At 60.3% G+C, this 21187-nt stretch carries 26 protein-coding genes and 1 tRNA gene; 7 read left to right on the forward strand and 20 right to left on the reverse strand.

Going from position 1 to position 21187, the window contains the following annotated elements; genetic code table 11:
- Position 1: 1 nt before the first annotated feature.
- The 14 genes from VMP31_RS13660 to trmJ all read right to left on the reverse strand — a co-directional run bounded on the left by VMP31_RS13660 (position 2) and on the right by trmJ (position 10682).
- Positions 2-991 carry a RodZ family helix-turn-helix domain-containing protein gene (locus tag VMP31_RS13660; RefSeq protein WP_325507994.1) on the reverse strand — a complete coding sequence of 330 codons (990 nt, stop codon included), beginning with the start codon at positions 989-991 and terminating at the stop codon, positions 2-4.
- Positions 991-1749, reverse strand: a complete 759-nt coding sequence (pilW, locus tag VMP31_RS13665) for a type IV pilus biogenesis/stability protein PilW (RefSeq protein WP_325507996.1) — start codon at positions 1747-1749, stop codon at positions 991-993. The genes VMP31_RS13660 and pilW overlap by 1 nt, the downstream gene beginning before the upstream one ends.
- A gap of 13 nt (positions 1750-1762) precedes the next feature.
- Complete coding sequence (rlmN, locus tag VMP31_RS13670; protein WP_325507998.1) at positions 1763-2911, reverse strand: 23S rRNA (adenine(2503)-C(2))-methyltransferase RlmN; 1149 nt, start codon at positions 2909-2911, stop codon at positions 1763-1765.
- A gap of 23 nt (positions 2912-2934) precedes the next feature.
- Positions 2935-3366 (reverse strand): nucleoside-diphosphate kinase, encoded by a 432-nt coding sequence (ndk, locus tag VMP31_RS13675; protein WP_325508000.1) that lies wholly within the window; start codon positions 3364-3366, stop codon positions 2935-2937.
- 93 nt (positions 3367-3459) lie between these two features.
- Complete coding sequence (iscX, locus tag VMP31_RS13680; RefSeq protein ID WP_325508002.1) at positions 3460-3660, reverse strand: Fe-S cluster assembly protein IscX; 201 nt, start codon at positions 3658-3660, stop codon at positions 3460-3462.
- 14 nt (positions 3661-3674) lie between these two features.
- On the reverse strand, positions 3675-4016 hold the full coding sequence (gene fdx / locus VMP31_RS13685; protein WP_325508004.1) for an ISC system 2Fe-2S type ferredoxin: 342 nt from the start codon (positions 4014-4016) through the stop codon (positions 3675-3677).
- Positions 4017-4018: 2 nt separating this feature from the next.
- Positions 4019-5884, reverse strand: coding sequence for a Fe-S protein assembly chaperone HscA (hscA, locus tag VMP31_RS13690; RefSeq protein WP_325508006.1), 1866 nt, complete (start codon positions 5882-5884; stop codon positions 4019-4021).
- Between the two features lie 51 nt (positions 5885-5935).
- On the reverse strand, positions 5936-6457 hold the full coding sequence (gene hscB, locus VMP31_RS13695) for a co-chaperone HscB (protein WP_325508008.1): 522 nt from the start codon (positions 6455-6457) through the stop codon (positions 5936-5938).
- A 7-nt stretch (positions 6458-6464) separates the two neighbouring features.
- Entirely contained in the window at positions 6465-6788 is a 324-nt protein-coding gene (iscA, locus tag VMP31_RS13700; protein ID WP_325508010.1) for an iron-sulfur cluster assembly protein IscA, read from the reverse strand.
- A 12-nt stretch (positions 6789-6800) separates the two neighbouring features.
- Positions 6801-7187 (reverse strand): Fe-S cluster assembly scaffold IscU, encoded by a 387-nt coding sequence (gene iscU, locus VMP31_RS13705; RefSeq protein WP_040261926.1) that lies wholly within the window; start codon positions 7185-7187, stop codon positions 6801-6803.
- A 47-nt stretch (positions 7188-7234) separates the two neighbouring features.
- Positions 7235-8449, reverse strand: a complete 1215-nt coding sequence (locus VMP31_RS13710; protein WP_325508012.1) for an IscS subfamily cysteine desulfurase — start codon at positions 8447-8449, stop codon at positions 7235-7237.
- A gap of 48 nt (positions 8450-8497) precedes the next feature.
- Positions 8498-8989 (reverse strand): Fe-S cluster assembly transcriptional regulator IscR, encoded by a 492-nt coding sequence (iscR, locus tag VMP31_RS13715; RefSeq protein WP_325508014.1) that lies wholly within the window; start codon positions 8987-8989, stop codon positions 8498-8500.
- Between the two features lie 141 nt (positions 8990-9130).
- Positions 9131-9910 (reverse strand): serine O-acetyltransferase, encoded by a 780-nt coding sequence (gene cysE / locus VMP31_RS13720; protein WP_325508016.1) that lies wholly within the window; start codon positions 9908-9910, stop codon positions 9131-9133.
- Entirely contained in the window at positions 9903-10682 is a 780-nt protein-coding gene (gene trmJ / locus VMP31_RS13725) for a tRNA (cytosine(32)/uridine(32)-2'-O)-methyltransferase TrmJ (RefSeq protein ID WP_325508018.1), read from the reverse strand. Before trmJ ends, cysE begins: the two co-directional genes overlap by 8 nt.
- Before the next feature lie 144 nt (positions 10683-10826).
- Here trmJ and suhB point away from each other — a divergent pair, with 144 nt between their 5' ends.
- A complete protein-coding gene (gene suhB, locus VMP31_RS13730) occupies positions 10827-11642 on the forward strand; it encodes an inositol-phosphate phosphatase (RefSeq protein WP_325508020.1) in 816 nt (271 codons plus the stop codon).
- Positions 11643-11769: 127 nt separating this feature from the next.
- Here suhB and VMP31_RS13735 read toward each other — a convergent pair whose 3' ends face one another.
- From VMP31_RS13735 to queA, 6 genes are all read right to left on the reverse strand, one after another.
- Positions 11770-12306 carry a glycine zipper 2TM domain-containing protein gene (locus VMP31_RS13735; protein ID WP_325508022.1) on the reverse strand — a complete coding sequence of 179 codons (537 nt, stop codon included), beginning with the start codon at positions 12304-12306 and terminating at the stop codon, positions 11770-11772.
- A gap of 124 nt (positions 12307-12430) precedes the next feature.
- Positions 12431-13336 (reverse strand): protein translocase subunit SecF, encoded by a 906-nt coding sequence (gene secF, locus VMP31_RS13740; protein ID WP_325508024.1) that lies wholly within the window; start codon positions 13334-13336, stop codon positions 12431-12433.
- A 9-nt stretch (positions 13337-13345) separates the two neighbouring features.
- Positions 13346-15214 (reverse strand): protein translocase subunit SecD, encoded by a 1869-nt coding sequence (secD, locus tag VMP31_RS13745; protein WP_325508026.1) that lies wholly within the window; start codon positions 15212-15214, stop codon positions 13346-13348.
- Between the two features lie 62 nt (positions 15215-15276).
- Positions 15277-15612: a preprotein translocase subunit YajC gene (gene yajC, locus VMP31_RS13750; protein WP_325508028.1), complete on the reverse strand. Its 336-nt coding sequence runs from the start codon at positions 15610-15612 to the stop codon at positions 15277-15279.
- Between the two features lie 39 nt (positions 15613-15651).
- Positions 15652-16767 (reverse strand): tRNA guanosine(34) transglycosylase Tgt, encoded by a 1116-nt coding sequence (gene tgt / locus VMP31_RS13755; RefSeq protein WP_325508054.1) that lies wholly within the window; start codon positions 16765-16767, stop codon positions 15652-15654.
- Positions 16768-16781: 14 nt separating this feature from the next.
- The gene (queA, locus tag VMP31_RS13760) at positions 16782-17831 is read right to left on the reverse strand and encodes a tRNA preQ1(34) S-adenosylmethionine ribosyltransferase-isomerase QueA (protein WP_325508030.1); all 1050 of its coding nucleotides are present in this window, start codon (positions 17829-17831) and stop codon (positions 16782-16784) included.
- Positions 17832-17945: 114 nt separating this feature from the next.
- On the opposite strand from queA, the gene VMP31_RS13765 reads away from it, so the two are divergent.
- The 6 genes from VMP31_RS13765 to VMP31_RS13790 all read left to right on the forward strand — a co-directional run bounded on the left by VMP31_RS13765 (position 17946) and on the right by VMP31_RS13790 (position 21015).
- Positions 17946-18030 (forward strand) — tRNA-Leu (locus tag VMP31_RS13765).
- A gap of 207 nt (positions 18031-18237) precedes the next feature.
- Positions 18238-19443 (forward strand): tyrosine-type recombinase/integrase, encoded by a 1206-nt coding sequence (locus VMP31_RS13770; RefSeq protein WP_325508032.1) that lies wholly within the window; start codon positions 18238-18240, stop codon positions 19441-19443.
- An 8-nt stretch (positions 19444-19451) separates the two neighbouring features.
- Entirely contained in the window at positions 19452-19856 is a 405-nt protein-coding gene (locus VMP31_RS13775; RefSeq protein WP_325508034.1) for a hypothetical protein, read from the forward strand.
- 83 nt (positions 19857-19939) lie between these two features.
- Positions 19940-20158: an AlpA family transcriptional regulator gene (locus VMP31_RS13780; protein ID WP_325508036.1), complete on the forward strand. Its 219-nt coding sequence runs from the start codon at positions 19940-19942 to the stop codon at positions 20156-20158.
- Positions 20159-20542, forward strand: a complete 384-nt coding sequence (locus VMP31_RS13785; RefSeq protein ID WP_325508038.1) for a hypothetical protein — start codon at positions 20159-20161, stop codon at positions 20540-20542.
- A gap of 296 nt (positions 20543-20838) precedes the next feature.
- The gene (locus VMP31_RS13790; protein WP_325508040.1) at positions 20839-21015 is read left to right on the forward strand and encodes a hypothetical protein; all 177 of its coding nucleotides are present in this window, start codon (positions 20839-20841) and stop codon (positions 21013-21015) included.
- Positions 21016-21187: the final 172 nt, after the last annotated feature.

Raw genomic sequence — 21187 nt, forward strand, 5'->3', positions numbered from 1 at the left:
GTCAGAGACCACCCAACTTGAGGCGCGCTGTTTCACCCGAGACGAAGGGCGCTACATCGACCGCCTGACCGTTGTAGCTCACCTGGGCACCGCGGGCGAAGCCTAGACGCAGCTCGAATGGCGGCTTGCCGGCCAGTTCGAGGGTTTCACCCTTGCGCTTCAAGGCACTGAACAGCACCTTGCCAGTGGCATCGGTCAGTTGGGTCCAGCAATCGGCGACATAGGTCACGCTGACCAGAGCCTCGCCGGCGGCGACCGGCGGGGTAGAGGCCGGCGTTTGCAGCGGCGTACTGGCAACAGATTCTGCCTGAGTGGCAGTGGACTCTGCAGGAGCGGCAGCAGACGTGGTGGCCGCTGGCAGCGGGCTTTCTGAGGTGCCTGGCTCAGCCGGTACGACAGCCGCAGGTTGCTCCTCGCCGGGTGCGGCGAGCAGCGGCAGGCTGACTTCGCCGCCCGCCTGGGCGGCCAGCACAGCCTGGTCTTCCGGCTCGTCGAACTGATGGATCTGGGTAGTACCGTCGGCACCATCCACTTCGACCTGTTCGATACCGGTCACGGCCAGGTCATCGGTTTTAGACTGTGCCTGTTCCTGCCACCAGTAAAAGCCCAGCGCGGCCAGCGCCAGCAGCAACACGAAACTGACAGTGCGCAGAATGTGCTGCGAATAGCTGACAGGTTCTTCGATACGACCCAAGCTGTGCACGCTGCTGCCAGCCGCGTCGCTGCCGGTGAACTGATCGAACTCCAGCACCAGGCGGTTCTGATCGACTTCCAGCAACTTCGCGTAAGCGCGCACATAACCCCGGGCAAAGGTATGCCCCGGCAATTGGTCGAAGGCACCCTGCTCTATCTGCGTGAGCCGCTGCGGGGTCAAGTTAAGCTGAGCAGCCACCTCAGAAACCGTCCAGCCACGATCCTCGCGAGCCTTGCGCAAGGACTCGCCCGGATTGACACGGGGAACTGCTAGCACTTCTGGATGCACCGCTTTCATCATTGCTCCGACAGGTATTGCTGATATTCCGGCGTACCGGGATAAAGACGTCTCAACTGCAGCCCCAGGCTCGCAGCATTGTCACGGTCCTCGAAGATCCTCGCCAGACGCGTGCCCAGCAACAGGCTACGTGCGTCCTGCTCTCTCAACTGGCTGTAGCTGTCATAGTAACGACGAGCCGGCACATACTGCTTGTCTTCGTAGGAAATCATCGCCATTTCAAGCAGGGCGCGGGGTTGCCGGTTATTAAGGCGCAGCGAACGCTCGAAATAGCCCTTGGCCTGCTCACGCTGCTTGAGCATCAGCGCGGTCAAACCGAGGTTCTCGAAGACCCGTGAGCGCTCGGGGTAAAGGGTGTCTTGAGCCGCCTGCTGATAGCGCTCGAAAGCTTCCTGATAGCGCTTCTGTTCGAACAGAAAACTGCCGTAATTGTTCAACAGGCGAGCGTCATCGGGCCGCTGTGACAACGATTTGCGAAAGTGTTCGTCCGCCAGCTTGGGCTCCATTTCCATCTGGAACACCAGCGCCAGTACGGCATGGGCATCGGCACTGGCGGGGTCGAGCTCCAGGGCTTTTTTCAGCGGCACCTTGGCGCGCTCGGTCGCCCCTTCCTGCAGATAGCCGATACCCAGCTGGGTGTAGGCATCACGTGCCTCGTCGCGACCTTTGCCGGTTTTCATCGGGTCGACATTGCCCGTCGACACACAGCCAGCCACAAGACCGGCGATTAACAACAACAGCGCAGGGCGCAAGGTCATGGGTTTCCTCCCCTCAAGTTCGATTGGCGGCGGAACTCGGCGTTTCGGCCTCGCTACTCAATTCACGCACAGCGATATAGCGCTCACTCCGGCGGGTACGGTCCATGACCTGGCCAACCAACTGGCCACAAGCGGCATCGATGTCCTCACCACGGGTGGTGCGTACGGTGACATTGTGCCCGGCTTTGTGCAGCAGGTCCTGGAAACGGCGAATAGCATTGTTGCTCGGCCGCTCGTACCCCGAGTGGGGGAAGGGATTAAACGGAATCAGATTGATCTTGCAAGGCACATCTTTGAGAAGTGCGATCATCTCCTCAGCGTGCTCAGTCTTATCGTTGACATCTTTAAGCAGGGTGTACTCGATTGTAAGTACACGCTTCTCGCCCAGGCGCGAGACATAACGTTTGCACGCCGCCAGCAACATTTCCAGCGGGTACTTCTTGTTGATCGGCACCAACTGGTTGCGCAGCTCATCGTTGGGCGCGTGCAGCGACAGCGCCAGGGACACGTCGATGACTTCGCCGAGCTTGTCGATCATCGGCACCACGCCCGAGGTCGACAGCGTCACCTTGCGTTTGGAGATGCCGTAGCCGAGGTCGTCCATCATAATTTTCATGGCGGCGACGACGTTGTCGAAGTTCAGCAACGGTTCGCCCATGCCCATCATCACCACGTTGGTGATAGCGCGGTCGATCTTCGCCGGCACACTGCCGAACGACTTGTTGGCGATCCACACCTGGCCGATCACTTCGGCGGCGCTCAGATCGCTGTTGAAGCCTTGCTTGCCAGTCGAGCAGAAACTGCAATCCAGCGCACAGCCGGCCTGCGAGGACACACACAAGGTGCCCCGCGAGCCCTGGGGGATATACACGGTTTCCACACAACTGCCCGACGCCACACGCACTACCCACTTGCGCGTGCCATCGGTGGAAATATCTTCGCTGACCACTTCCGGGCCGCGGATTTCAGCACAGGCCTTGAGCTTTTCGCGCAAGACCTTGCTGACGTTACTCATGGCATCAAAATCATCGACGCCAAAGTGGTGAATCCATTTCATCATCTGGCCGGCACGGAAACGCTTTTCCCCGATGCGTTCGAAGAATTGTTCCATCTCTGCCTGGGTCAGACCCAGCAGATTGATTTTACCGGTAGCTTCAGTCATGGCTTCACCCTAGCTCGATTCGCTTAGCGAATGCGCGCGCAAACTTCGGTGGCGGCGAAGAAGTAAGCGATTTCGCGAGCAGCAGAGGCTTCCGAATCGGAGCCGTGAACAGCGTTTTCGTCGATGGAAACGGCGAAATCAGCACGGATGGTGCCGGCAGCTGCGTCTTTAGGGTTGGTTGCGCCCATCAGATCACGGTTAGCCAGAACAGCGTTTTCGCCTTCCAGAACCTGAACAATAACCGGACCGGAGGTCATGAAAGCAACCAGATCCTTGAAGAAGCCACGCTCGCTGTGCTCAGCGTAGAAGCCAGCAGCTTCGCGCTCGGACAGCTGAACCATTTTCGAAGCAACGACGCGCAGGCCGGCTTTTTCGAAGCGGCTGGTGATCTCGCCAACAACGTTTTTAGCAACGGCATCGGGCTTGATGATGGAGAAAGTGCGTTGAACAGCCATGTGAAACTCCAGAAACAATGATTAAAGCGAAAAATTAAACCCGCGAATTATACGCGGGTTCCGGTTAAATGCGTAAGTCAGGCAAATGACGGTTCAATCCGCCTCTTCGATCCAGGCCGCCTGAATGGCCTCAAGCACCTTTTCGCCGCCGCGCTGTGGATCATCACTGAACTCCGGCAGGGCCAGAACCCACTTGTGCAGATCGACGAAATTTACATAACGCGGATCCACATCAGGCTTGGATTCAGCCAGCTGAATGGCGATTTCCAGGACATCAACCCACTTCAGACTCATAACAGCTCCTGGGATCAGTGCGGCGCTTCGGCAGCGTGGTTGAGCGAGTACTTGGGAATTTCAACGGTCAGATCTGTATCACCGACAATCGCCTGACAGGACAAACGCGATTGCGCTTCCAGCCCCCAAGCCTTGTCCAGCAGGTCTTCTTCCAACTCATCAGCCTCGTTCAGCGAGTCAAAACCCTCACGAATGATGCAATGACAGGTGGTGCAGGCGCAGACGCCGCCGCAGGCGCTTTCGATCTCGATATGGTGCTCATGCGCCACATCAAGGACCGAAGTACCGGGCTCGGCCTCCACAACCAGCCCATCCGGGCAGAATACGGCGTGGGGCAGAAAAATGATCTGCGGCATGCTTATTCCTCAATCTCGTTAAGACTACGGCCAGCCAGGGCGGCTTTGACCGTGGCATCCAGACGACGCGCCGCAAAGGCATCGGTCACCTGGGTCAAACGTTTGGTTTGCTGTTCGATCGCCAGACCATCGCTGCCGGCCATCAGTTCGCGCAACTGCTGCATCTGCGCCTCGATGGCCAGACGCTCATCGGCCGCAAGCAAACGCTCGCCATCAGCCAGCAACGCCGCCTCGACCGCTTCCAGCAGGCGCCGGGCATCCACCTGCTGCTCGCGCAGCACACGGGCAACCTTGTCGTCACCGGCATTCTTGAAGGAGTCCTGCAGCATGCGGGCGATTTCGCCATCGGTCAGACCATAGGACGGCTTGACCTGAATGCTCGCCTCCACCCCCGATACCAGCTCGCGCGCCGACACGCTGAGCAGACCGTCGGCATCCACCTGGAAGGTCACGCGAATTTTCGCCGACCCTGCCACCATCGGCGGGATACCGCGCAACTCGAAGCGCGCCAGGGAACGACAGTCGCTGATCAGCTCACGCTCGCCCTGCAACACATGAATCAGCATGGCCGTCTGGCCATCCTTGTAGGTGGTGAAGTCTTGCGCCCGCGCCACCGGAATCGTGGTGTTGCGCGGAATCACCTTCTCCATCAGCCCGCCCATGGTTTCCAGGCCGAGGGACAGCGGAATCACATCCAGCAGCAACAGCTCTTCGCCCTCGCCGCGCGCATTGCCGGCCAGGGCATCGGCCTGAATCGCCGCGCCGATGGCGACCACCTGATCGGGGTCGATATCGGTCAGCGGCTCACGCCCGAACAACTCAGCCACCGCCTCGCGCACCCGCGGCACCCGGGTCGAACCGCCGACCATGACCACCGCTTTGATCTCTTCCAGCTCGATAAGCGCATCGCGAACGGCGCGGCGGCAGGCTTTGAGGCTGCGTGCAACCATGGGTTCGATCAGGCTCTCGAACTGCTCACGGCTCAGGCTGCCCTGCCAGTCACCATAGGCCAGAGCCGCCTCGGCACTGCCGGTCAGCGCTTCTTTCGCGGCGCAAGCGGCCTCCAGCAACAGACGCTGCTGCGTCGGGTCGAGGTCGGAGGAAACCCCGGCCTGCTCGACCATCCAGCCGGCAATCGCATGATCGAAATCATCGCCACCCAGGGCGCTATCGCCGCCGGTAGCCAGCACCTCGAACACACCGCCAGTCAGGCGCAGAATGGAAATATCGAAAGTACCGCCGCCCAGGTCGTAGATCGCCACCAAGCCTTCGGCATGCTGATCCAGACCATAGGCCACCGCCGCCGCAGTTGGCTCATTGAGCAGGCGCAGCACACTCAAGCCAGCCAGGCGCGCAGCGTCCTTGGTGGCCTGGCGCTGCGAGTCGTCGAAATAAGCCGGCACAGTGATTACCGCACCAACCAGCTCGCCACCCAAGGCCTCTTCGGCACGCTGACGCAGCACCTTGAGAATATCCGCCGAAACCTCGACCGGGCTTTTCGGCCCTTGTACGGTCTCAATAAACGGCATATGCGACTCACCGCCGACAAAGCGATAGGGCAATTGCTCGCCCAGCTGCTTGACGTCGGCCAGGCCGCGCCCCATCAGGCGCTTGACCGACAGCACGGTATTCAGCGGATCACTCGAGGCGGCCGCCTTGGCGACCTCACCCACCTCAACACGGTCCGCGTGATAGCGCACGGCAGACGGCAGGATGACCTGCCCGGCAGCATCGGCCAGCGGTGCGGAGAGGCCGCTGCGCACGGCGGCGACCAGCGAATTGGTGGTACCCAGATCAATCCCCACGGCCAGGCGACGCTGGTGTGGCTGGGGGCTTTGTCCGGGCTCAGCGATCTGCAGTAGGGCCATGATTAATCAATGCTTATCTAGACTCGGGCACGCCTCGTGGGCATGCGCGCGTTAATCGTCGAGGCGCTCTTCCAGCTGGCGAACCTCGTGGGAAAGCTTGTCGAGAAACTGCATGCGACGCATCAGACGCTCGGCCTGTTCGCGCTGCGTAGCATCATCCCAACAAACCGCAAAGCTTTCGTTGAGCTCATCCTGAGCCACTTTCAGACGCCGCTTAAATACCGCTACGCCAGCGAGGTCGGCACTGTCGTGCAGCTCCTCCAGCTCTTCGCGCAGCTGCATCTGCTGCAGCAGGAAATCCGGATCCTGCACCGTTACCTCAAGCGGCAGCTCGGGGCCGCGCAACGCCAGCAGGTAACGGGCACGCTGCGGGGCACTCTTGAGCGTGCTGTAAGCCTCGTTGAGACTGGCAGACTGCTCGAGGGCCAGGCGCTGCTCGCGCTCGGAAGCATCGGCGAAGCGATCCGGATGAACATGCCGCGCCAGCTCACGATAACGCGCGGCTAGCTGGTCAGGATCCAGGCGGAAGCCCGGCTGCAGATCAAACAAAGCAAAGTGACAAGGACTACCCACGCGCGCCTCAGATATTGAAGCTTTCGCCGCAGCCACACTCGCCGCGCACGTTGGGGTTATTGAACTTGAAACCTTCGTTCAAGCCCTCCTTGACGAAGTCCAGCTCGGTGCCATCGAGGTACACCAGGCTCTTGGGATCGATGATCACCTTGACCCCGTGACTCTCGAACACCTGATCCTCGGTGGCAGCCTCATCGACAAACTCCAGCACATAAGCCAGGCCGGAACAGCCGGTGGTGCGAACACCCAGGCGGATACCGTCGCCCTTGCCGCGCCCATCGAGGGAGCGACGCACGTGCTGAGCGGCAGCTTCGGTCATGCTGATAGCCATCGACAAACCTCCTTAGAGCAAACCTTTCTTCTGCTTGTAGTCACGCACGGCCGCCTTGATGGCATCCTCAGCGAGTACCGAGCAGTGAATCTTGACCGGCGGCAGAGCAAGTTCTTCGGCCAGCTGGGTGTTCTTGATGGTTTCCGCCTCATCCAGGGTCTTGCCCTTCATCCACTCAGTGGCGAGGGAGCTGGAAGCGATAGCGGAACCGCAGCCGTAGGTCTTGAACTTGGCGTCTTCAATCACGCCCTGCTCGTTGACCTTGATCTGCAGACGCATCACGTCACCGCAGGCCGGCGCGCCGACCATGCCGGTGCCGACATCCGGGTCTTCCGCGTCCATCTTGCCGACGTTGCGCGGGTTTTCGTAATGGTCGATAACCTTTTCACTGTAAGCCATGCTGGTATTCCTTCCTCATCAGAGAGTCGCTCTTGCTCGGCGACTACTTAGTGCGCCGCCCACTCGATCTTGGAGATGTCGACACCGTCTTTGTACATATCCCACAGCGGCGACAACTCGCGCAGCTTGGTGACCGCTTCGCGAACCTTGTCCGCGGCGTAGTCGATTTCTTCGTCAGTGGTAAAACGGCCGAAGGTAAAGCGGATGGAGCTGTGCGCCAGCTCGTCATTGCGGCCTAAGGCGCGCAATACGTAGGACGGCTCCAGCGAGGCCGAGGTACAGGCCGAACCGGAGGAAACCGCCAGATCCTTGAGCGCCATGATCAGCGACTCGCCTTCGACATAGTTGAAGCTCAGGTTGAGGTTATGCGGTACGCGGGCCGTCATGCTGCCGTTGACATACAGCTCTTCCAGGTCTTCGAGCCGAGCGAAGAAACGATCGCGCAGGGCCAGAACGCGCTGGTTCTCCTGAGTCATCTCCTCCTTGGCAATACGGAAGGCCTCACCCATGCCTACGCACTGGTGAGTCGCCAGGGTGCCGGAACGCATGCCGCGCTCATGACCGCCACCGTGGGTCTGGGCTTCCAGACGCACCCGCGGCTTACGCCGCACAAACAGTGCACCGACGCCCTTGGGGCCATAGGTCTTGTGCGCGGAGAAGGACATCAGATCGACCTTGAGTTTTTCCAGGTCGATGGCCACCTTGCCGGTGGACTGAGCGGCATCAACATGGAAGAACACGCCGCGCGAGCGGGTAAGCTCACCGATAGCCGCGATGTCGTTGATGGTGCCGATCTCATTGTTCACGTGCATGATCGACACCAGAATGGTGTCATCACGCAGCGCCGCCTCGATCATGGCCGGCGTGATCAAGCCATCTTCGCCCGGCTCGATATAGGTGACTTCGAAGCCTTCACGCTCAAGCTGGCGCATGGTATCCAGCACCGCTTTGTGCTCGATCTTCGAGGTGATCAGGTGCTTGCCTTTACTCTTGTAGAAGTCGGCAATGCCCTTGATTGCCAGGTTGTCGGACTCGGTGGCACCGCTGGTCCAGACAATCTCGCGCGGGTCGGCATTGACCAGCTCTGCCACCTGACGACGCGCATTCTCGACCGCCTCTTCGGCTTTCCAGCCAAAGACGTGGGAGCGCGAGGCCGGGTTACCGAAGTTGCCATCGACCAGCAGACATTCGCTCATTTTTTGCGCAACACGCGGATCAACCGGCGTGGTGGCGGAGTAATCGAGGTAAATCGGCAATTTCATTGACTCTCTCCTAATCAGGTATCAGGCCTGCTGGCCGGCGTTGCGCGCTTATTCGACGGCAGACGCTTCGATCTTATCCGGATGCGGCGTCCTGCCATTGCAGCGGCGCTGATCCTGGCGCTGGGCAACTTCCTGCACTTCTCGACGGGTCACCAAGTCAGCCAGACTGATGCCACTGAGGAATTCGTGGATCTGCTGACTGAGGTCGCACCACAGGTGATGGGTCAGACAGGTATCGCCAGCGTGGCAATCGCCCTGCCCCTGACAACGAGTGGCATCCACCGACTCGTTGACCGCATCGATCACCTCGGCAACCTGGATGCCGCCCATATCCCGCGACAGCTGATAGCCGCCACCTGGGCCGCGCACACTGGAAACCAGATTGCCGCGGCGCAGCTTGGCGAAAAGCTGTTCCAGATAGGAAAGGGAAATGCCCTGTCGCTCGGAAATATCGGCCAGAGACACCGGCCCACGCTGTGCGTGTAGCGCCAGATCGAGCATGGCGGTGACGGCGTAACGGCCTTTGGTGGTCAGTCGCATAAGGAATTACCGCGTGATCACAATATGCCGCGAAGTATGCAATTCCCGAGTATTTAAGTCAACTATAAGACCTATAGTTTTAGTCGGGATTAGCCAGCACAGAAGGGCGCGCAGCATAGCAAAATGTGCGCACCCGCACCATCAGGCTGCAGGCTTGTCGTCAGGCTCCTTGACCACCCCAGCGAAGTCCTCGGCGCGCAATTCGGGCAGGTCCTTGGCGCAGTAATCACTGCCCAGGGACTTGAGCGCACCGCACATGCCCTCCAGCCGCCCATCCACGGCATGCAGATGATCAAGCAACTGGCCGATGGCCCGGGCTATCGGGTCGGGCATGTCCTGGCTGACGCCGTAGGCATCGAAACCGAGCTTCTCGGCGATAGCCTGCCGCTTGGCCTCCTGCTCGTCATCCGACTTGAGGATGATCCGCCCCGGAATGCCCACCGCGGTCGCACCCGCCGGCACGGCCTTGGTCACCACCGCATTGGAGCCGATTTTGGCCCCGGCTCCGACCGTGAACGGCCCAAGCACCTTGGCCCCGGCACCCACTACGACCCCGTCCTCCAGGGTAGGGTGACGCTTGCCCTTGTTCCAGCTGGTGCCGCCCAGGGTCACGCCCTGATAGAGAGTCACGTCATTGCCGATCTCGGCCGTCTCGCCGATGACGATACCCATGCCGTGATCGATGAAAAAACGCCGACCAATCTTGGCACCCGGATGAATTTCGATGCCGGTCATCCAGCGGCCGAAATTCGATACCACCCGCGCCAGCCACTTCCAGCCATTGACCCACAGCGCATGCGCCACGCGATGCAACCAGACCGCATGCAAGCCGGGATAGCAGGTCACCACCTCGAAGGCGTTACGCGCCGCCGGATCACGATGGAATACGCTCTGGATATCCTCTTGCATGCGCTCAAACATCTGCCTTCCCCTGCTTATGGTGCTCGCCACGCGCCGCCTTGACGGTTTCCGTCAAGATGCCGCGCAAGATATTCATTTCCAGCTTGCTCACCGCACTACGGCCGTACAAGCGGCGCAAGCGGCTCATCAAATGCCTGGGCTTGGCTGGGTCGAGAAAACCGATCTCGACCAGCGCCTGCTCCAGATGCACATAAAAAGATTCCAACTCATCGGCGGTCACCGGCTGCGAACTCTGGATCGCCGTGGTTTCCAGCTTAAGTACTTTGGTCGGCTGATTCTGCGCCGCCAGCCAGGCCATGCGCACCTCGTAGGCCAGTACCTGCACCGCCGCCGCCAGGTTCAGCGAACTGAACTGCGGATCGGAGGGAATGTGCACATGGAAATGGCAGCGCTGCAACTCTTCGTTGGTCAGCCCGGCATACTCGCGACCGAACACCAGCGCCACCTCGCCGCCCTGAGCCGCCTGCTCGCAAGCGGCCACCCCACACTCGCGCGGATCCAGCAACGGCCAGGGAATGCGCCGATCGCGGGCGCTGGTGCCGAGCACCAGGCTGCAGCCGACCAGTGCCTCTTCCAGAGTGCCGACCACCTGCGCGGCATCAAGGATATCGGTGGCACCGGAGGCCCTGGCCACCGCATCGCCACTGGGGAAATCCTGCGGATCGACCAGCACCAGGCGCGACAACCCCATGTTCTTCATGGCCCGCGCCGCCCCGCCGATATTGCCCGGATGACTGGTGTTGACCAAGACGACGCGAATATTTTCCAGCAACGCAAGCGCTCACACAGTGGAGATAAGGCAGCAAATCTTACAGAAGCAACCTCGCTTGCGCCACGCAAGACACAGGTTGCACTTCAACCCACGCGCTTTTCTGCTAGAATGGCCGGCTTTCTTTAACGACCCAGGTGAACATCCATGCAGCCCATGCTGAATATCGCGCTGCGCGCAGCCCGTAGCGCCGGCGAAATGATCTTCCGCTCGACCGAACGCTTGGACGTCATCTCGGTCGACGAGAAAGAAGCCAAGGACTATGTGACTGAAATTGATCGCTCCGCCGAGCTGCTGATCATTCAGGCCCTGCGCAAAGCTTTCCCGAACCACGGCATCCTCGGCGAGGAAAGCGGCCTCAGCGAAGGCAGTGGCGACGGTGCTGATTACTTGTGGATCATCGACCCGCTGGATGGCACTACCAACTTTATCCGCGGCATCCCGCACTACGCCGTCAGCATCGCCTGCAAATACCGCGGCCGCCTGGAACACGCCGTGATCATCGACCCGGTTCGCCAGGAAGAATTTACCGCCAGCCGTGGCCGTGGTGCCGCCCTGAACGGTCGCCGCCTGCGCGTAAGCAGCCGCAAGAGCCTCGACGGTGCCCTGCTCGGCACTGGCTTCCCGTTCCGCGACAGCCAGATGGACAACCTGGAAAACTACCTGGGCATGTTCCGCAGCCTGGTTGGCCAGACCGCCGGCGTTCGCCGCGCCGGGGCCGCCAGCCTGGACCTGGCCTATGTTGCCGCCGGCCGCTTTGACGCGTTCTGGGAGTTCGGCCTGTCCGAATGGGACATGGCCGCAGGCGCATTGCTGATCCAGGAAGCAGGCGGCCTGATCAGCGATTTCAGCGGCAGTCACGAATTCCTCGAGAAGGGCCAGATCGTTGCCGGCAACACCAAGTGCTTCAAGGCCGTCCTGACGGCTATCCAGCCGCACCTGTCGGCTTCGCTGAAGCGCTGATCGCCAGACAATAAAAAAGCGCCTGCGGGCGCTTTTTTATTGTCTGCCATCCTTGGCGGCAACCCATCGGGCCGTCGCTGCGCGACGTTGAAAATGGCTCCAGGCCATTTTCTTATTGCCTGTATTTTTACTGCTCGCTGGCAGACAGCACCAACTGACCATCCTTGACCGGAATGCGGCTGCCCGGATCACTGGCCATGCGCACCTGCCCTTCCTTGCCATCGAGCTGATATTTGACGTCATAACCGACCAGCTTCTGGCTGACATCGGTGACGGTATCGCAACGTGTTTCGGTGGTAGTGTAGGTGGCACCAGCCTGCATATTCTCCTGCACCTTGTTACCGGCGTAACCACCACCGACAGCGCCTGCAACCGTGGCAATCTTCTTGCCTGTACCACCACCAACCTGGTTACCCAGCAAGCCGCCGACCACCGCTCCGATGGCCGTGCCGGCGATCTGATGCTGGTCCTTGACCGGCTTCTGACGGGTTACCGTCACATCTTCACAGACCTGCCGCGGCGTCTTGATGGTTTCATTGATCGGCTTGACCGCCAGCACCTCGGCATACTCCGGGCCACCGATCAAACTGTATGTAGCAACAGCACCACCCGCGGTTACACCCACTGCACCTAGCACCGCACCCACCAGCATCGACTTATTCATAACAACCTCCCGGATTCACTTCAGCGTACAGACACGCCATTTCCACTGCCTTGGAACACAAAAAAGCCGGGCAAGTTCAACGACTGCCCGGCTTCGTCATTGCCGTCACCCTCAACAAACAGACCTAAGGGCGGTCATCAACCTCTTCAGCCACCACCGGCGGAATCAAATCCTCAACCGCCAGATCCAGCCATACCAGCACCACGTTGGCGATATACACCGACGAATAAGTACCCGCCGTTACCCCGACAAACAGGGCCACGGAGAAGGCGAACAAATTGTCACCGGCGAACACCAACAGCGCAGCGATCGCCAACAGAGTGGAAATCGAGGTAGCCATGGTCCGCAGCAGCGTCTGAGTGGTGGAGATATTGATATTGTCGATCAGGCTGGTATTACGCAGTACGCGGAAGTTTTCCCGCACCCGATCAAACACCACGATGGTGTCGTTGAGCGAGTAACCGATAATGGCCAGCAACGCCGCCAGGACGGTGAGATCGAAGGTGATCTGGAAGAACGACAAAATCCCCAGGGTGATGATCACATCGTGAATCAGGGAAATAATCGCCCCCAGGCCGAACTTCCACTGAAAGCGGAAGGCCAGGTAAAGCATTACCCCGCCCAGCGCCAGCAGCAAGCCGAGACCGCCCTGGTCACGCAGCTCTTCGCCAACCTGCGGGCCGACGAATTCGACCTTCTTGACCTCAAGCTTGTCGCCCGCCTGGCGCAACGCCGCGGCCACCTTGGTACCCAAGTCGGCATCGTTACCCTGCATGCGCACCACCACATCAGTGGTCGCACCAAAGCTCTGCACCACGGCATCGGCATAACCCGCACCCGCCAACTGCTGGCGAATTTTGCCGAGCTCAGCCGGCTGCTCGTAACTCAGCTCGATCTGGGTACCACCGGTGAAATCCAGGCCCAGATTCAGACCCTTGGCAAACAGGCTGCCCAACGCCAAGAGCGTGAGCAACACGGTGAAGGCGAACGCAATATTGCGCACCCCCATGAAGTTGATCGTACGCTTCATCACAGCCCCTTAAATCCACAACTTCTTGAAATCACGCCCACCGCAGGTCAGGTTGACCATGGCGCGAGTGACCAGAATGGCGGTAAACATCGAAGTGAGAATGCCCAGCGACAGAGTCACCGCAAAACCCTTGACCGGCCCGGTACCCATGGCGAACAGAATACCGCCGACCAATAGCGTGGTCAGGTTGGCGTCGACAATCGCCGAATAGGCGCGATCGAAGCCTTCGTGAATGGCCCGCTGAATCGACATGCCATTAGCGATTTCCTCACGAATACGCGAGAAGATCAGCACGTTGGCATCCACCGCCATACCCATGGTCAACACGATACCGGCAATACCCGGCAAGGTCAGGGTGGCACTGAGCAGCGACATCAGCGCTAGCAGCAGCACCATATTGAGACCCAGGGCAACGGTCGCTATCACACCGAAAACGCGATAGATGGCGATCATAAACAGCGACACGAACAGCATCGCCCACAACGAGGCTTCCAGCCCCTTGGCAATATTGTCAGCCCCCAGGCTCGGGCCAATGGTGCGCTCTTCGGCGAAGTACATCGGTGCGGCCAGACCACCGGCGCGCAGCAACAGCGCCAGCTCGGAGGACTCACCCTGGCCATCGAGACCAGTGATGCGGAACTGACTGCCCAGCGGCGACTGGATGGTCGCCAGGCTGATGATCTTCTTCTCCTCGATAAAGGTCTGAACCTCGACCTCCTTCTCGACTCCATCGACCAGCTGGCGCATATAGCGCACCACCGGCTTCTGCTCGATAAAGATCACCGCCATGCTGCGCCCGACATTGTTGCGGGTGGCACGATTCATCAGGTCGCCGCCACGGCCATCCAGACGGATATTGACCTGCGGGCTGCCGTTTTCATCGAAGCTGGCTTGGGCATCGGTCACCTGATCACCCGTAATGATCAGATCACGCTCCAGCTGCGCCGGCGGGCGGCCTTCCTGACGGAATTCAAAGCTTTCGGTGGCCGCCTTGGCCGCATCCGGCTCAGCGGCCAGACGGAACTCCAGGTTGGCGGTTTTGCCGAGAATCCGCTTGGCTTCGGCAGTGTCCTGCACGCCCGGCAGCTCAACCACGATGCGGTTGGCACCCTGGCGCTGCACCAGCGGCTCGGCCACGCCCAGCTCGTTAACCCGGTTACGCACCGTGGTCAGGTTCTGCTTGATTGAGTATTCACGAATCTCGACCAACTTGGCCTGGGTCAGCGCCAGGCGCAAAACCTGCTGGCCGCTGCGCTCCGCAGTGGTCAGGTCAAAGTCAGTGAAATCCTTACGGATCAGACTCTGAGCCTTTTCCAGAGTAGCTTCGTCGGCGAAGCCAAGCTGAATGGCCCCATTGAGTTCAGGCAGGCTGCGGTAGCGCACGCGCTCCTTGCGCAGCAGGCTCTTGACCTCACCCTCGTAAACCTTGCGCCGTGCATCCAGGGCCTTGTCCATATCCACTTCCATCAGGAAGTGCACGCCGCCGGAAAGGTCCAAACCCAGCTTCATCGGGCTGCCACCCAGGTTGCGCAACCAGTCCGGCGTGGTTTGCGCCAGGTTCAAGGCCACCACGAACTCATCGCTCAGGGCCTTGCGCACCAGCTCCTTGGCTGGCAATTGATCTTCCGCATCGTTCAGCCGCAGCAGACCGGCACGCCCCTGATTGGCCAGGCTGATCGCCTTGACGCTGATACCCGCTGCTTCCAGGGCACGACTGGCGCGATCCAGGTCAGCCTGCTCGACCTGCATGGCCGAACTGTTGCCGCTGATCTGGATAGCCGGATCGTCCGGGTAAAGGTTGGGTGCGGAGTAAAGAAAGCCGATTGCCAGTACAGCCAGGATCAGCAGGTACTTCCAGAGGGGAAATTTGTTGAGCATGACGCCGCCCGTTATGACGCGGGGCGCATTAAGCGCCCCGTCGAATGGTGATGGTGTGTTGCTTAGATCGCTTTCAGTGTGCCCTTGGGCAGCGTGGCGGCGATGGCCACTTTCTGGATTTTCAACTCAACGGTATCGGACACTTCGATAACCACGAAGTCATCGCTGACCTTGTTAACTTTGCCGGCGATACCGCCGCTGGTCACCACTTCGTCACCCTTCTGCAGGTTGCCGATCAGGTTCTTGTGCTCTTTTGCACGCTTGGCCTGGGGACGCCAGATCATCAGATAGAAGATAACCAGGAAGCCGACCAGAAATACCCATTCAAAACCGCTACCGGCAGGGCCGGCAGCCGGCGCGCCAGCATCGGCGAAAGCAGCGGGGATCAAAAAGCTCATGTAACACTCCTGTTGCAAAGGTCTTTAAAAGTTGAATTATCAGTCCAGAGGCGGCGTTGGTAGCCCGCGTTTGGCATAGAAGGCATCGACAAAGGCGGCCAATGTACCCTGTTGAATAGCCTCGCGCAAACCAGCCATCAAGCACTGATAGTGGCGCAAGTTGTGGATTGTATTGAGCATGCTGCCCAGCATTTCGCCGCACTTATCCAAATGGTGCAGGTAGGCGCGGGAGAAATGTTTGCAGGTGTAACAGTCGCACGTCGGATCGAGCGGCGAGTCGTCCTGCTTGTGGAAGGCATTGCGGATTTTCAGCACGCCAGTGTCGACAAACAGGTGGCCGTTGCGCGCATTGCGGGTCGGCATTACGCAGTCGAACATATCCACACCCCGGCGCACGCCTTCAACCAGATCCTCCGGCTTACCCACACCCATCAGGTAGCGCGGTTTGTCGGCCGGCAACTGCGCCGGCAGATAGTCCAGCACTTTGATCATCTCGTCTTTTGGCTCGCCGACCGACAGCCCGCCAATGGCATAGCCGTCAAAACCGATCTGCTCCAGCCCATCCAGAGAGACTTTGCGCAACTCCTCATACATGCCGCCCTGGACGATCCCGAACAGCGCGGCGCTGCTCTCGCCATGGGCCTCTTTCGAGCGTTTGGCCCAGCGCAACGACAGTTCCATGGAGCGCTTGGCCACATCGAACTCGGCCGGATACGGCGTGCACTCGTCGAAGATCATCACAATGTCCGAGCCCAGATCGCGCTGCACCTGCATCGACTCTTCCGGCCCCATAAACACCTTGGCACCGTCCACGGGCGAGGCGAAGTACACGCCCTCTTCCTTGATCTTGCGCATCGCCCCCAGGCTGAACACCTGAAAACCACCGGAGTCGGTCAAAATCGGCCCCTGCCACTGCATAAAGTCATGCAGGTCGCCGTGTTTCTTGATCACTTCAGTGCCAGGCCGCAGCCACAGATGGAAGGTATTGCCGAGGATGATCTGCGCCCCCGTAGCCTCGATATCGCGCGGCAACATGCCCTTGACCGTGCCGTAGGTGCCCACCGGCATAAAGGCCGGGGTTTCCACCACACCACGGGGGAACGTCACACGACCACGCCGCGCCTTGCCATCGGTGGCAAGCAATTCGAAAGACATCCGGCAGGTGCGCGTCATAGCTGTTCCTCTGGCCCGCGCGGCGCGGGGTTACGGGTAATAAACATGGCATCGCCATAACTGAAGAAGCGGTACTGCCCCGCCACCGCCGCCTGATAGGCCGCCATGGTTTCCGGGTAGCCGGCGAAGGCCGACACCAGCATCAACAGGGTCGATTCCGGCAAATGAAAGTTGGTCACCAGGGCATCGACCACATGCAGCGGCCGGCCGGGGTAGATAAAGATGTCGGTGTCGCCGCTAAACGCCTTGAGTTCGCCATCGCGCGCGGCGCTTTCCAGTGAACGCACGCTGGTGGTACCGACGGCAATCACCCGCCCGCCCCGCGCGCGGCAGGCGGCCACGGCGTCGACCACATCCTGGTCGACCTCCAGCCACTCGCTGTGCATATGGTGATCTTCGATGCGCTCGACCCGCACCGGCTGAAAGGTCCCGGCCCCCACATGCAGGGTCACGAACGCGCTGTCAACACCCTTCTCGGCAATCGCCGCAAGCAACGCCTGGTCGAAATGCAGCCCAGCGGTCGGCGCAGCAACGGCACCGGCCCGCGCGGCATACACCGTCTGGTAGCGCTCGCGGTCGGCTTCATCGTCCGGCCGGTCTATATAAGGAGGCAAGGGCATATGGCCGACCCGCTCGAGCAGCGGCAGCACCTCCTCGGCAAAGCGCAACTCGAACAGGGCATCGTGACGAGCGAGCATTTCGGCTTCGCCAGCGCCATCGATCAGGATCTTCGAACCCGGCTTGGGCGACTTGCTCGAACGTACATGGGCCAGCACACGGTGACTGTCCAGCACCCGCTCAACCAGGATTTCCAGCTTGCCGCCGCTAGCCTTCTGGCCAAACAGCCGCGCCGGAATCACCCGGGTATTGTTGAACACCATCAGATCGCCAGGGCGCAGATAATCCAGCAGATCACTGAACTGTTTATGAGCCAGCGCCCCCGTCGGCCCATCCAGCACCAGCAAACGGCTGGCACGGCGCTCGGCAAGGGGATGACGGGCGATAAGAGCGTCAGGCAGCTCGAAATGAAAGTCGGCAACACGCATGGTCGAAGGCGGGGTCATTTAGCAGGGCGGCAAAGCTTACCGGAAATAGTGCAGGCTGACCACGCAAGTGGATTGACCAACCCCAAGACCATCCCTATACTGCGCCGCCATTGTGCCCCGGTGGCGGAACCGGTAGACGCGGCGGATTCAAAATCCGTTTTCGAAAGAAGTGGGAGTTCGAGTCTCCCCCGGGGCACCAAGCAAATTTCTCAGGACGTACCGAAACGACCTGAAACCCTAGAAAACCGGCCACTTGAGCCGGTTTTTTATTGCCCGCAGTTCCCTACCCATTCCTTGTAAGCCCAGCGGATTGTGAGTAGATTTGTGAGTAGATCGAGTTTGGTCGAAAAATCTACTCACACCCGAGCCACCAATCGCCGCCCGGCGTGGCTCACACGGGGGCACCATGCCACTGACCGATTCCGCCATCAAAACAGCCAAACCCAAAGACAAGCTGTATCGCCTGGCGGACAGCAACGGCCTGTGCCTGGAGGTCGCCCCGACCGGCTCCAAGCTGTGGCGCTACCGCTATCGTTTCAATGGCAAAGCCAAGATGTTATCCCTGGGTGGATACCCTGCCGTCACGCTCGCAATGGCCCGACGTAAGCGTGATGACGCCCGCATCCTGCTGGACGACGGCATAGACCCCGGGGCCGAACGGCAAGCCGCCAAGCAAGCCCAAGCCCTGGATTCACTGACGTTCGAGGCGCTGGCCCGGGAATGGCACGCCTACCGATCGCCGCGGTGGGCCAAGGCCACTGCCGACAAGGCCGCCGCTTACCTGGAGTCGGATTTACTGCCCGCCCTCGGCCACCGCCCCGCCAAGGCCATTACCCGGCCCGAGCTGGTGGCCCTGATCCGCAAGATCGAATCACGCGGCGCGCACAACGTCGCCAAGAAAACCCGCCAGTGGCTGAGCCAGATATTCCGCTTCGGCCTGGCCCAGGGCATTGTCGAGGCAAACCCCGCGACCGACCTGGACGTGGTCGCCGCACACGCCCCTGCAACCCGACACCACCCGCACGTCACCTTTGCCGAGCTGCCCGAGCTGCTGAGCAAGATCAAGGCGGCCAAGATCAACGCGCTTACCCGGCATGCCATCCGCCTGCTGGTGCTGACCGCCGTGCGCCCCGGTGAGTTGCGCGCCGCGCCCTGGGCCGAGTTCGACCTGGACGCCGCCACCTGGACCATCCCGAAAGAACGCATGAAAGCCCGACGCGACCACCAGGTACCGCTGTCGCGCCAGGCCATGGCCATCCTCCGCAGCCTGCAGGAATTGACCGGGCGCTATGCCCTGGTATTTGCCGGCCGCAACAGCACTAACCGCCCCATGAGTGAAAACACCATCAACAAGGCATTGGCCGATGCCGGCTACAAGGGCAAGCAGACCGGCCACGGCTTCCGCCACCTATTGAGCACCGAGCTCAACGGCCGCGGCTACAACCGCGACTGGATCGAGCGCCAACTCGCCCACGGCGACGCCGACGAGATCCGCGACACCTACAACCATGCCACCTACCTGGAGCAGCGCCGGGAAATGATGCAGGCCTGGGCCGACTCGGTCGACGCGCAGTGCACAGGCGGCAACGTGGTAGCAATTAGGAGAGCCTAGTCGTGCGAATGAACCAACCGTTAACCCCTGAACAACATGAGCAGGCAGAAGAGCAGCACCGCGAAAGAGCAGAAAGCACCCAGGCCTTTCTCAATGATGTCGCCGACCTCATCGAAGCAGGGGAACCGCTGAGCTCCTGGCAAAGGAAATGGGCGACTGCGGCGATTCGAGCTTTTGCGGGATCGATACCACTGAAGCGAAAGCGTAGCGTGGGCGCGAAGCTGAAAGTTCCAGACGAAGCGATATTGTTACGACAGGCATACATCAACGGAGGGATGACAGTTGCCGAGGCTGAAGAGCGTCTAGCCGCCCAGTACGGTGTTGATTTGGAGACACTGCAGAGTCGAATCAAACGCCTTGCCAAAACAACCGATCCAAGAGAATGGGAATTCACAAAATGGGGGGCAAACTAAAAAAAGTTTGCCCCTAAAACAGCGCCACCCTGCCGCATAACCTGCTGCCATCGTTCCCCAAAACGCCCAGGAGGGCATAGACGATGGCAGCACATACCAACCCAGCCCAAGCCCCGCGCCGCTTTATCAAGCTGGCCGAGGTCAAAGCCCTGACTACCCTTTCCACTTCCGAAATTTACCGGCGCATTGCCGCCGGTACCTTCCCGGCTCAAGTCACCCTCGGCCCGAAGTCCGTTGCGTGGATCGAAGCCGAGGTACTGGCCTGGGCAGACTCGCTGGTTGCCCAGCGCGAGGTGGCTTAAATGAAAAAGGCCACCCGTTCCGAAGAACAAGGCAGCCAGTCGCACGGCCATTTTAACAGCATCATCATCGATCCCGCCCAGCTACTGCGCACCGCGCCGAGCAAAATTGCCCGCGTCCTGGTGTACCTGCGCCACTTCGGCTCGCTCAATCGGTTTGAGGCCGCCCGCCAAGTCGGTGACACCTGCCTTAACTCGACTATTCCGGCGCTGGAAAATAACCATGGTTTGACCTTCGAGCACATGCCGGAGAAAACCGCGAACCACTGGGGCGAGCCTTGTGACGTTAAGCGCTACCGCTTGCCAGAGAGCCAGCACGCACAGGCGGACAAGGTGCTGGCGCTGATGTTCGCCCGGCGCGCTAAAGCGCAGAAGGCCGCCGCATGAGCGCACATTCTCTCCCAACCGTTGCCAAGCCCGCCCAGGCGCGCTATGGTTTGAACGTCGCTGCAAATTCAGCGACCGGGTTTGGCGACCTGAACACCTCTAGGCGCAACAGCGCCCACAATCCGAAAGCAGGCGCTTTTTTTGTGTCCGCGTTTTCGAGTTATGGCGGCTGTGCGTGGGATACCTTCGGGTATGCCGGGTGCCTAGAGTCCCGGTTCGCCAACCTGCGTACAGCTGCCACCCTAATTCGTTTGGCGACGATTCGTGGCAGCTCCCCAACTCTAGGAGCCGCACCCATGAAACACGCCCTCAATCCGTCCGCACCGGCCTACACCTGCACTCATGCCGAGGCCTGGAAGGCCCGCGCCATCGCCGCACTGCACGCCGACTCTTCGCTTTCCGTCCGCCTGAAAAGGTACAACGCCGCCATGGCCCGGGCTCGCGCTCTGGAAGTGCAAGGCGGTGCCGTATGAGTAACGCACCCGCAATCGCCACCCTGGCAAACGATGCAATCGACCTGCTGACAGCTACCTGTGAGCAGCTGGATATGCTTGCCGCCACCCTGCGTGCCATCCGCAAAGCCTACCCCGACGCTTTCGCAGAGATGAGCGACGGCATCCGCAGTGGGTTGCTTGATACCCGCCA

It is taken from the genome of Pseudomonas sp. (genome assembly GCF_035512415.1).
Taxonomy (GTDB): domain Bacteria; phylum Pseudomonadota; class Gammaproteobacteria; order Pseudomonadales; family Pseudomonadaceae; genus Aquipseudomonas.

Coding starts and splice junctions, on each gene's coding strand:
- VMP31_RS13660 (WP_325507994.1), bottom strand. CDS start 991: ATGAAAGCGGTGCATCCAGAAGTGCTAGCAGTTCCCCGTGTCAATCCG.
- pilW (WP_325507996.1), bottom strand. CDS start 1,749: ATGACCTTGCGCCCTGCGCTGTTGTTGTTAATCGCCGGTCTTGTGGCT.
- rlmN (WP_325507998.1), bottom strand. CDS start 2,911: ATGACTGAAGCTACCGGTAAAATCAATCTGCTGGGTCTGACCCAGGCA.
- ndk (WP_325508000.1), bottom strand. CDS start 3,366: ATGGCTGTTCAACGCACTTTCTCCATCATCAAGCCCGATGCCGTTGCT.
- iscX (WP_325508002.1), bottom strand. CDS start 3,660: ATGAGTCTGAAGTGGGTTGATGTCCTGGAAATCGCCATTCAGCTGGCT.
- fdx (WP_325508004.1), bottom strand. CDS start 4,016: ATGCCGCAGATCATTTTTCTGCCCCACGCCGTATTCTGCCCGGATGGG.
- hscA (WP_325508006.1), bottom strand. CDS start 5,884: ATGGCCCTACTGCAGATCGCTGAGCCCGGACAAAGCCCCCAGCCACAC.
- iscA (WP_325508010.1), bottom strand. CDS start 6,788: ATGGCTATCAGCATGACCGAAGCTGCCGCTCAGCACGTGCGTCGCTCC.
- iscU (WP_040261926.1), bottom strand. CDS start 7,187: ATGGCTTACAGTGAAAAGGTTATCGACCATTACGAAAACCCGCGCAAC.
- VMP31_RS13710 (WP_325508012.1), bottom strand. CDS start 8,449: ATGAAATTGCCGATTTACCTCGATTACTCCGCCACCACGCCGGTTGAT.
- iscR (WP_325508014.1), bottom strand. CDS start 8,989: ATGCGACTGACCACCAAAGGCCGTTACGCCGTCACCGCCATGCTCGAT.
- cysE (WP_325508016.1), bottom strand. CDS start 9,910: ATGTTTGAGCGCATGCAAGAGGATATCCAGAGCGTATTCCATCGTGAT.
- suhB (WP_325508020.1), top strand. CDS start 10,827: ATGCAGCCCATGCTGAATATCGCGCTGCGCGCAGCCCGTAGCGCCGGC.
- VMP31_RS13735 (WP_325508022.1), bottom strand. CDS start 12,306: ATGAATAAGTCGATGCTGGTGGGTGCGGTGCTAGGTGCAGTGGGTGTA.
- secF (WP_325508024.1), bottom strand. CDS start 13,336: ATGAAGCGTACGATCAACTTCATGGGGGTGCGCAATATTGCGTTCGCC.
- secD (WP_325508026.1), bottom strand. CDS start 15,214: ATGCTCAACAAATTTCCCCTCTGGAAGTACCTGCTGATCCTGGCTGTA.
- yajC (WP_325508028.1), bottom strand. CDS start 15,612: ATGAGCTTTTTGATCCCCGCTGCTTTCGCCGATGCTGGCGCGCCGGCT.
- tgt (WP_325508054.1), bottom strand. CDS start 16,767: ATGTCTTTCGAATTGCTTGCCACCGATGGCAAGGCGCGGCGTGGTCGT.
- queA (WP_325508030.1), bottom strand. CDS start 17,831: ATGCGTGTTGCCGACTTTCATTTCGAGCTGCCTGACGCTCTTATCGCC.
- VMP31_RS13770 (WP_325508032.1), top strand. CDS start 18,238: ATGCCACTGACCGATTCCGCCATCAAAACAGCCAAACCCAAAGACAAG.
- VMP31_RS13775 (WP_325508034.1), top strand. CDS start 19,452: ATGAACCAACCGTTAACCCCTGAACAACATGAGCAGGCAGAAGAGCAG.
- VMP31_RS13780 (WP_325508036.1), top strand. CDS start 19,940: ATGGCAGCACATACCAACCCAGCCCAAGCCCCGCGCCGCTTTATCAAG.
- VMP31_RS13785 (WP_325508038.1), top strand. CDS start 20,159: ATGAAAAAGGCCACCCGTTCCGAAGAACAAGGCAGCCAGTCGCACGGC.
- VMP31_RS13790 (WP_325508040.1), top strand. CDS start 20,839: ATGAAACACGCCCTCAATCCGTCCGCACCGGCCTACACCTGCACTCAT.